The sequence below is a fragment of the Micromonospora sp. NPDC049580 genome (genome assembly GCF_040675595.1).
Taxonomy (GTDB): domain Bacteria; phylum Actinomycetota; class Actinomycetes; order Mycobacteriales; family Micromonosporaceae; genus Micromonospora.
This window is the reverse complement of the sequence record NZ_JBFAPG010000252.1, coordinates 1-9043: the sequence shown is the minus strand read 5'-3', so window position 1 is coordinate 9043 and position 9043 is coordinate 1. Positions and strand designations below refer to the sequence as shown.

10 protein-coding genes are annotated in these 9043 nt (G+C 72.0%); 4 read left to right on the top strand and 6 right to left on the bottom strand.

Annotation, left to right across the window (positions count from 1 at the left end):
* Positions 1 to 64: 64 nt before the first annotated feature.
* The 3 genes from AB0J68_RS19855 to AB0J68_RS19845 form a co-directional block, all read right to left on the bottom strand.
* Positions 65 to 685 (bottom strand): dihydrofolate reductase family protein, encoded by a 621-nt coding sequence (locus tag AB0J68_RS19855; protein ID WP_363939847.1) that lies wholly within the window; start codon positions 683 to 685, stop codon positions 65 to 67.
* Between the two features lie 57 nt (positions 686 to 742).
* Positions 743 to 1447, bottom strand: coding sequence for a dihydrofolate reductase family protein (locus tag AB0J68_RS19850; RefSeq protein WP_363939845.1), 705 nt, complete (start codon positions 1445 to 1447; stop codon positions 743 to 745).
* A 117-nt stretch (positions 1448 to 1564) separates the two neighbouring features.
* A complete protein-coding gene (locus AB0J68_RS19845; protein ID WP_354854979.1) occupies positions 1565 to 1762 on the bottom strand; it encodes a hypothetical protein in 198 nt (65 codons plus the stop codon).
* 141 nt (positions 1763 to 1903) lie between these two features.
* On the opposite strand from AB0J68_RS19845, the gene AB0J68_RS19840 reads away from it, so the two are divergent.
* Positions 1904 to 2782: an LLM class flavin-dependent oxidoreductase gene (locus AB0J68_RS19840; RefSeq protein WP_363939844.1), complete on the top strand. Its 879-nt coding sequence runs from the start codon at positions 1904 to 1906 to the stop codon at positions 2780 to 2782.
* A 7-nt stretch (positions 2783 to 2789) separates the two neighbouring features.
* Here AB0J68_RS19840 and AB0J68_RS19835 read toward each other — a convergent pair whose 3' ends face one another.
* The 3 genes from AB0J68_RS19835 to AB0J68_RS19825 are packed head-to-tail and all read right to left on the bottom strand — an operon-like array spanning position 2790 to position 4925.
* Positions 2790 to 3221 (bottom strand): ASCH domain-containing protein, encoded by a 432-nt coding sequence (locus AB0J68_RS19835; RefSeq protein WP_354854983.1) that lies wholly within the window; start codon positions 3219 to 3221, stop codon positions 2790 to 2792.
* A 57-nt stretch (positions 3222 to 3278) separates the two neighbouring features.
* Positions 3279 to 4340 carry a hypothetical protein gene (locus AB0J68_RS19830; protein ID WP_363939842.1) on the bottom strand — a complete coding sequence of 354 codons (1062 nt, stop codon included), beginning with the start codon at positions 4338 to 4340 and terminating at the stop codon, positions 3279 to 3281.
* A gap of 33 nt (positions 4341 to 4373) precedes the next feature.
* Positions 4374 to 4925 (bottom strand): phosphoribosyltransferase family protein, encoded by a 552-nt coding sequence (locus tag AB0J68_RS19825; RefSeq protein WP_363939841.1) that lies wholly within the window; start codon positions 4923 to 4925, stop codon positions 4374 to 4376.
* A 187-nt stretch (positions 4926 to 5112) separates the two neighbouring features.
* Between AB0J68_RS19825 and AB0J68_RS19820 the strand changes: the two genes are divergently transcribed.
* The 3 genes from AB0J68_RS19820 to AB0J68_RS19810 all read left to right on the top strand — a co-directional run bounded on the left by AB0J68_RS19820 (position 5113) and on the right by AB0J68_RS19810 (position 8959).
* A complete protein-coding gene (locus AB0J68_RS19820; protein ID WP_363939840.1) occupies positions 5113 to 5745 on the top strand; it encodes a septal ring lytic transglycosylase RlpA family protein in 633 nt (210 codons plus the stop codon).
* Between the two features lie 101 nt (positions 5746 to 5846).
* Entirely contained in the window at positions 5847 to 6974 is a 1128-nt protein-coding gene (locus AB0J68_RS19815) for a PP2C family protein-serine/threonine phosphatase (RefSeq protein WP_354854989.1), read from the top strand.
* Between the two features lie 128 nt (positions 6975 to 7102).
* Complete coding sequence (locus AB0J68_RS19810; RefSeq protein WP_363939838.1) at positions 7103 to 8959, top strand: acyl-CoA dehydrogenase; 1857 nt, start codon at positions 7103 to 7105, stop codon at positions 8957 to 8959.
* Positions 8960 to 9043: the final 84 nt, after the last annotated feature.

The following is a 9043-nucleotide window of genomic DNA, read 5'->3' as shown; positions in this document are numbered from 1 at the left end:
CCGTTAGCTGCTAACGGAAACTGTCCAAGATCTGTGCGCCGACGGCTCCCGCCTGTAGTGGCGGTCACCGTCTCCAGAACAGGAGATGGGTGACTCCGCTGGGGCTGGGCACCGACTCCAGGTGGAAGCGGTCGAGAAGTTCGTCGGGGCTCCCCCACAGCCGCTCGCCCCGGTCGAGGTCGACGGGCGCGACGGCGATGTGCATCGTGTCGACCAGGTCGGCCTCGAGGAACTCGCGGATGACGGCCACCCCGCCACCGAGGCGTACGTCCCGACCGTCCGCTGCCTCCTTGGCCTGGGCCAGCGCCTCGGCGGGGCTGGCGTCGAGGAAGTGGAACGTGGTGTCGGACAGGGTGAACGACGGCCGTACGTGATGGGTGAGCACGAAGACCGGCGTGTGGAACGGCGGGTTGTCCCCCCACCAGCCCTGCCACTCGTGGTTCTCCCAGGGGCCACGCTGGGGGCCGAACTTGTTGCGACCCATGATCTCCGCGCCGATGTTGCACTCGGCGTCGCGGGTCAGGTAGTCGTCCAGGCCGCGCGTGCCGCCCGGCTCCGTGCGGTACACGAAGCTGGCGGTGGCGGAACGCCAGGAGAACAGCGGGGTGGGGTCGGCGTGGCCGAAGGGCCGTTCCAGGCTCTGCCCTCGCCGGTGCCGAACCCGTCCTGCGAAACGTTGAAGCACTGCACCCGCAACAGTTGTGGCATGAAAAGCTCCTCGTGAGGTTGATGAATGCGCGGGTCAGTTCGTGGTCGCCGTCGGGCCGCCGCCGCGGCCCCGGTCGTCGAGCACGAGCGGGGCGCGGCCGCTCACCTCGTACCGGATGTGGGTGACCTGCGGGGTGGGGATGACCCGGGTCGGCGTCAGCTCGATGGCCTCCTTGTCGCCGAGATCGAGGTCCGCGTCGAACAGCCGCAGGCCGGTGCCGAGCACGACAGGTACGACGTGCAGTTCCAACTCGTCGAGCAGGCCGGCCTTGAGCACCTGGCGCACCAGGCTGCCGCCTCCGGCAACGGCGACGTTCCGGCCGCCGGCTGCTGCGCGCGCCTGCTCGACGGCGCTGGCCACGCCGTCGGTGACGTAGGTGAAGCTGGTGCCACCACCGCGCAGCAGGGTCTCGCGGGGTCGGTGCGTGACGACGAAGACCGGCGCGCGGAACGGCGGCTCCTCGCCCCAGGGCACCTCACCCCCGTCGGCCATCCGCCGGCCCATGACGTACGCGCCGGCCGCGTTGAACGTCTCGGCCATCACGTCCGAGTTGGCGTCCTGCTCGCCGCCGGCGAAGCCCAGCCGCTCGCGCCACGCCATCGCGTCGGTCGCCCAGCGGGTGACCCGGAAGAAGCCGGCGCTCTCGGCCGAGTCGATCCAGTCGCCGTCGCCGTCGAACAGCGGGCCGGCGTAGAAGCCGTCCACCGACACCGACAGCTGTGCGGTCACCTTCGTCATGTCGCTTCTTCCCTCTCCTCGGGCGGCGCCCACCGGGTGCCTGCTCGCAACGAGGTCGGAGCCGATCGGGACGCCCCTACTACGACCAACTGTGACGTGGGACACACAGGGGGAGGGTTATGGCCTGCGGTCGATGATCGCCGCCTCGATCCGCAGACCGATGCCGGTCAGGATGAGAAAGGCGGCCAGGATCTGCGGTTGGAGCCCGCCGGTGCTGGAGAGCAAAGTGAGCAGCGCCGTCATGAAGCCGGCAATCAGCGACACGGTGCCCAAGACTCGTACCGTGTCGGCCCGCCGTGACCGCTGGTCCACCACGGCCGAACCGTAGCGAAGGCCCAGCGTCCGCGATGCCCCGCCACGGGCGGGCGAGGCTCAAGTTTGCCCGTTGAGCCAGGTGCCCGAGGGCGCGTAGCCGATGCTGAAGCAGGGGCATCGGACGCGGCTAGGCTGGCGATCATGCGGATTGGCATCGTGATCCTCCCGGACCAGCGTTGGGCCCAGGCGCAGCGTCGCTGGCGGCAGGCCGACGAGTGGGGCTTCGACCACGCCTGGACGTACGACCACCTGGGCTGGCGGGACCTGGTCGACGGCCCGTGGTTCGACTCGATGGCCACGCTGACCGCCGCCGCCACGGTGACGTCCCGGATCCGGCTGGGGACGCTCGTGGCGTCGCCGAACTTCCGGCACCCGGCCGCCTTCGTCCGGCAGATCACCACGGTGGACGACGTCTCGGACGGCCGGCTGCTGCTCGGCCTGGGCGCGGGCGGCATCGGCTTCGACTCGGCGGTGCTGGGCGGTGAGACGCTGCCGCCGCGCCAGCGCGTCGACCGGTTCGCCGAGTTCACCGAACTGCTGGACCTGGTCCTTCGGGAGGACGGCACCACCTGGCGTGGTGACTGGTTCGCCGCGGTGGACGCCCGCAACAACCCCGGCTGTGTCCAGCAGCCGCGGGTGCCGTTCGTCGTCGCCGCGAACGGCCCGCGATCGATGCGGCTGGTGGCCCGGTTCGGTCAGGGTTGGGTGACCACCGGCACCGACGCCGATGACGTGGAGGGCTGGTGGGGCACCGTGTCGGCCCTGTCGGCGCGGATGGACCGGACGCTGGACGAGGCCGGCCGCGACCCGGCGACGCTGGACCGCTACCTGTCGATGGACGCCGCGCCGGTGTTCTCGCTCAGCAGCGCGCAGTTCTTCGCCGACCAGGTCGGCCGGGCCGCCGAACTCGGCTTCACCGACGTGGTCACGCACTGGCCGCGGGCGAGCAGTTGGTACGCCGGCGACGAGGCCGTCCTGGCCGACGTGGCGACGCGACTGCTGCCCGAGCTGCGCGGATAGCGCCGGCTCAGGTGCCCAGGTCTCCGGTGGCCACGCCGCCCTCGCCGCCGGAGACCAGTCGCAGGCGCAGGCAGACGATCGGAGTGTCGTCGTCGACGGGGGTGCCGAGCCGCGCCCAGTAGGCCGAGTGCCCGGCCCGCCACTCCTCGATCGAGCGATCACCCTCGCCCTCGGCGCGGGCGAACTCCCAGGGCACGTCGCCGAAGCGCACCACCTCGACGCCGGTGATCTCCACGACGCCGGCCAGTGCGTCGTCGTCGTCGACCAGCGCGAGCCGTTCGCCGACCTGCTCCAACTCCTCGCCCTCTTCCGCGTACTCGGCGAGCCGGCCGGCCGTCGCGGTCTTCACGCCGGCCAGCACCAGGGTGTTCAGGCTCGCCCGCAGCTCGCCGGGGGTGCCGAGGGTGAGCGTGCGCAGGTCACCGATCCGAGGCCACATCCTGCCGAGGCTAGGCCAGCGCGGCCGGCACCGCCGCCGCAATTCGTCCGGCGCTGCTCAGATCAGCTGCCCGGCGTAGCCCGCGGCGTCGAGCAGCCGCTGGTCACCGCTGGCCGCGTGGGCGTCGAGGACCGCGTCGGCGAGCTTGACCACATGCGCGTCGCCGTGTCGGGCCGCGCGAGCAAAGACCTCCGCCGGGGTCGCGACGGTCACCGACGGCGGGGCGATCCCGTCGGTCGGGGCGTACACCGAGGTCACGGCCGCCGTCGCGGCCCAGGCCGCGGCGAGGCTCGGCGCCCACAGCGCCCGGTCGAGAGCCGGCAGGGTACGCAGCACGGCGGTCGGCGCGGTGACCGCGTGCACCAGCATGACCGGCTCCGCGTGCCCGAAGCGCAGGTAGTCGAGGCCGGCACGGTGCACGAGCGTGACGAGCCCGCGCTCCGCCTCGGTCGGCGTCCGCGCGGGGCGCAGCGCCGCGAGCGCCGGTTCCCATCGGGGTACGCCCACCAGCCGACCCAGTCGATCCCGGATGCCCCCGGTCTGGTCGTCGATCCGGGGCACCCCGGCCAGCGCGGCGGCCACGTCCGGCCCGGCGGCGTCCGGGTGGGCCTCGGGTGGGTTCGACGTGACCGAGGCGAGCAGCCGCTCGGCGCCGGGCACCGGCTGCCAGCGGGCCGCCCAGTAGCCGAGGGCCTGACCCAGCTCGGTGAGCCGCTGCGGGTTCGCGTCGTGCAGGTGCAGGGCGCGTACGGCGTGCCCGACCCGGATCACCCCGTGCGTGGCGCCGGCGGCGATGCCGGGCAGCAGTCGGGGCCACCAGGTGCCGAGCACGTCCCGCCACGGCTGCTCGCGCAGGTGCCGGTCGAAGTACGCCAGCCAGTCACCGGCCCGCTTCGCGTCGCCCAGCGCCGCCCGCCAGTCGTCGATCGGGCGCAGCCCGCGGGGCAGCTCGTCGAGCCGGCTGAGGTAGTCGTCCAGCCAGCGGTGCACCCGTTGCTCGTGCCCGTGCCGGGCCAGCGCCTCGACGGCCATCGGGCCGTGGTTGGAGAGCCAGCCCTTGTATTCGGGTCCGGTGCGGTGCAGCCGGTCGTACGCCTCGTCGAGAATTCCGTCGCTCATGCGTCGATCGTCGAAGGTGAAGTGGACTTCAGGTCAACCCGGCAGATCCGTGCCGGCGATCAGGCCGGTGATCCGCAGTGCGGTGGCAGTCTCGGGCGGGCAGTCGACGGCCACCACTGCGGTGCCGAGCACCTGCGCGCCGCGCTTGGCGCAGATGTCGTAGAGGGCGTGCAGTTGCGCGCCCGTGCGGACCCAGTCGTCCACGACCAGAACGCGGTCGTCGGGGCCGAGGTGCCGGTCCCGGACGGCCAGGTCGACCTGCCGGCCCCGGTAGTCCGGCGGGCTCTGCGCCCAGGTGAGCGGGCCGGCCGGCAACCTTCCGTCGCCGGGTTTGTGGGCGGCCACGAAGCCGACCCCGAGGGCGGTGGCGGCCAGTGGCCCGAGCAGCAGGCCGGTGACCGCCGGGGCGAGCACCACGGTCGGCCGGGCGGCCCGGTACGGCGCCACCAGGGCCGGTCCCAGTTCGGCCAGCACGGTGGGGTCGCGCCACCAACCGGAGATGTCGCTGACCAGGTGGCTGGCGTCCGGGCCGGGGTCGATCCACCGGAACAGGGCGGCCAGGCGTTCGGTCAGCTCAGCGGGCATCCGTCCATCGTGCGGCACGGGCGCTCGGCGCGTCCGCACCCGGGCCGGTCGACCCACCCCGGCTCGGATGATCGGCTACACGTACTATGCCAAATACGGGCAGATCACCATGATCACGTTGACTTCGGAAGTGCTTCTCTCGTTACGGTCCGAACCGGTTTGTTCAGTCGACGAAAGGACCGGGCCGGTGGCAGGCAGGCACTCCCGTACCCGCATCTTCTCCTCCCCGGCGGGCATCGCGGCCACCGCTGCGGTCGGCGTCGCTCTCGCCGTCGGGGGCACCGTCGGCACCGTCCAGCTGACCTCGGGCTCCGGGCAGTCGGGTCAGGCGACTCTCGACCTCACCCCGACCACCGCCCCCGCCAGCCTCGCCCCCAGTTCCCCGACCGCGTCACCGAGCGCCAGCGCCTCGCCGAGCGTGACGGCCAGCCCGTCCGCCAGCCGGTCGCCGCAGGCCGCCTCCCGGGCTAAGGCCCGCACCGAGTCGCCGAAGCCGCGCCCGACCGCGAAGAAGACCACAGCGGCGGCGAAGGTGCTGGAGAGCGGCTCGTGTGGCGCCTCCTTCTACTCCGACGGGCAGCTCACCGCCAACGGCGAGTCGTTCAACCCGAACGAGTTGACCGCGGCGCACAAGACGCTGCCGTTCAACACCAAGGTCCGGGTGACCAACCCGAGCAGCGGCAAGTCGGTCGTCGTGCGCATCAACGACCGTGGCCCGTTCATCGACGGTCGCTGCCTGGACCTGTCCCGCGCCGCGTTCGCGACCATCGCCTCGACCGACGTGGGCGCGCTGACCGTCCGCTACGAGGTGCTGGGCTGAGCGCAGCCGGGGCCGCCGATCCGGCCGCCAGCCTGGGCCGGCCGGACAGAACATCCTCGGACGAGGGGCCAGGTTCATTCACCGGTTCACGTGGATCAGGCATGCTGTCCCTCGTACCCACGCGACTCCTCCAGTCGGGCCGTAGCCCGCTGAGCCCCGGATCCCGCGCCGGCCTCGGCGCGGCCCTCGCCCTGCTCGCGATCGTCTCGGGGCTGGAGTTGGCCGACGGCCGTCGGGCGCACTACGTCGCGCTTCTGGTGGCCGCCCCGGTCCTGGCCGCCGCCCTGGCGGCCTGGCGGGTGGTGCTGGGTGTGGGTGCCGTGGCGACCCTGATCGGGGTGGGCTTCGCCCTGTTCGACCCGAGGATGATGCTGGTGACCTCGGTCAACGTGGTCGGCGTCGCGGTCGCGAGCGGGCTGGCCGTGGCGGTGGCCTCGATACGCCAGCGGCAGGCGGAGCAGATCGCCGAGCTGACCAAACTGGCCTCGGTGGCCCAGCAGGCGGTGCTGCGCCCGCTCGGGCCGCAGGTCGGCATGCTCTCGGTGGCCGGTCGCTACATCTCCTCCACCGCCACGGCCGAGATCGGCGGCGACCTGTACGAGGCGATCGACACCCCGTACGGCGTCCGCATGATCATCGGTGACGTGCGCGGCAAGGGCCTGGATGCGGTTCGGCTGGCCAGCATCGTCCTCGGCTCGTACCGGCACGTGGCCTACGAGCGGGCCGACCTGCGCGCCGTCGTCGCCGACCTGGATCGTGCGGTGGCCCGCAACGTCGGCGACGAGGACTTCGTGACCGCAGCGCTGGTCGAGGAGCGGGGTGGGACGCTCACGATCGTCAACTGCGGGCACCCGTCGCCGCTGCTGCTGCGCCGGGGCGCGGTGATCCCGCTGGAGCCGCCGGCGCCGGCGCCGCCCCTCGGGTTCATGCCGGTGGTGCGCCCCCGCGTGGAACGCCTGGAGCCCGGCGACCGCCTGCTCCTGTTCACCGACGGTCTCGGCGAGGCCCGGCGGGACGGCGAGTTCTTCCCCACCGCCGACCGGGCGTGGCGGCTGCTCGGGCACGGCACGGTCGCCGACGGGCTCGCGTCGCTGGAGACGGCTCTCGTCGAGTGGGTGCACGGGCACCTGGACGACGACATCGCCCTGGTCCTGATGGAGTACGTCGGTGCCCGCACGGGCGCGACGTCGGCCGTGCCGAGCTGGGAGGTCGGCGCCGCCGAGAGCTGAGCGGGGCGTCCGGCGCGCAACTGTGTAATCGCCGTCACTTACGTGATCGGCTTGTCGCTGCCTACCCACGAGTAATACAGTCGGGGTTACTGATCGGTAACACCTGTCCGGAAGCGGGGCCAGCGAGCATGACCCACTACAAGAGCAACCTTCGGGACCTCGAGTTCAACCTGTTCGAGGTCTTCGGGGCGGACCGGGCGTTCGGCCAGGAGCCGTACTCGGACCTCGACACCGACACCGCCCGGAGCTTCCTCGCCGAGGTGGATCGCCTCGCCCGCGAGGACCTGGCCGCCAGCTACACGGACAGCGACCGCAACCCGCCCGTCTTCGACCCGGCCACGCACACCGCGCCGCTGCCGGAGTCGTTCAAGAAGTCCTACCAGGCGTTCATGGACTCCGAGTTCTGGCGGCTGGACCTGCCGCCCGCGCTGGGTGGCACCAACGCCCCGCGGGCCCTCTGGTGGGCCCTCGCCGAGCTGGTGCTCGGCTCGAACGCGCCGGTCTGGATGTACGCCTCCGGCCCGTCCTTCGCGCACGTGCTGCACGTCGAGGGCACCGAGCGGCAGAAGGCCTGGGCCAAGCTCTTCATCGACAAGCAGTGGGGCTCCACGATGGTGCTCACCGAGCCGGACGCCGGTTCGGACGTGGGCGCCGGCCGCACGCGCGCCATCCAGCAGCCGGACGGCACCTGGCACATCGAGGGCGTCAAGCGGTTCATCACCTCGGGTGAGCACGACCTGAGCGACAACATCGTCCACTACGTGCTGGCCCGCCCGGTGGGCGTGGAGGGCGTCGGCGGCCCCGGCACCAAGGGTCTGTCCCTCTTCGTGGTGCCCAAGTTCCACTTCGACGAGACCACCGGTGAGCTGGGCGAGCGCAACGGCGTCTACGCGACCAACGTCGAGCACAAGATGGGCCTGAAGGTCTCCAACACCTGCGAGGTGACCTTCGGCGAGCACGGCGTACCCGCCAAGGGCTGGCTGCTCGGCGACAAGCACGACGGCATCCGGCAGATGTTCATGATCATCGAGTACGCCCGGATGATGGTCGGCACCAAGGCGATCGCCACCCTCTCGACCGGCTACCTCAACGCCCTGGAGTACGCGAAGAACCGGGTGCAGGGCGCCGACCTGGTCCAGCAGGCGGACAAGACCGCCCCGCGGGTCACCATCACCCACCACCCGGACGTCCGCCGCTCGCTGCTGCTGCAGAAGTCGTACGCCGAGGGTCTGCGCGCCCTGGTCCTCTACACCGCCACCTGGCAGGACCGGGTCGCCATCGCCGAGGCGTCCGGCGACGAGAAGGCCACCAAGCTGGCCAAGCGGGTCAACGACCTGCTGCTGCCGCTGGTCAAGGGCGTCGGTTCGGAGCGGGCGTACGAGCTGCTCGGCCACGAGGCCCTGCAGACCTTCGGCGGCTCCGGCTTCCTGCAGGACTACCCCCTGGAGCAGTACGTCCGGGACGCCAAGATCGACACCCTGTACGAGGGCACCACGGCCATTCAGAGCCTGGACCTGATCTTCCGCAAGATCGTCCGGGACAACGGCAAGGCGCTGATGGCGGTCGCCGGCGAGATCCAGGAGTTCATCTCCTCCGAGGCGGGCAACGGCCAGCTCAAGGAGGAGCGGCAGGCGCTCGGCAAGGCGCTCGCTGAGATCCAGAACATCCTCGGCACGCTGACCGGCTGGCTGGGCGAGGCGCAGGGCGGCGACACCCGCGCGCTCTACAAGGTCGGCCTGAGCAGCCGGCGGTTCCTGCTGGCCATCGGCGACCTGGTCGTCGGCTGGCTGCTGCAGAAGCAGGCCGACGTCGCGCTCAAGGCGCTGGCCGGCGAGGTCTCCGCCACCGACAAGGCGTTCTACACCGGCAAGGTGGCCGCCGCCCGGTTCTTCGCCCGCGAGGTGCTGCCGCGCATCGGCGCCGACCGGCGGATCATCGAGGGCGCCGACCTCGACATCATGGACCTCCCGGAGGAGGCCTTCTGACCGTGCCACGGCACGCCTGAGCGGTTCCGGGTCGCACCACCCGGCGCTGACGTCGACGGCCGGTGGGGCAACCGCCCCGCCGGC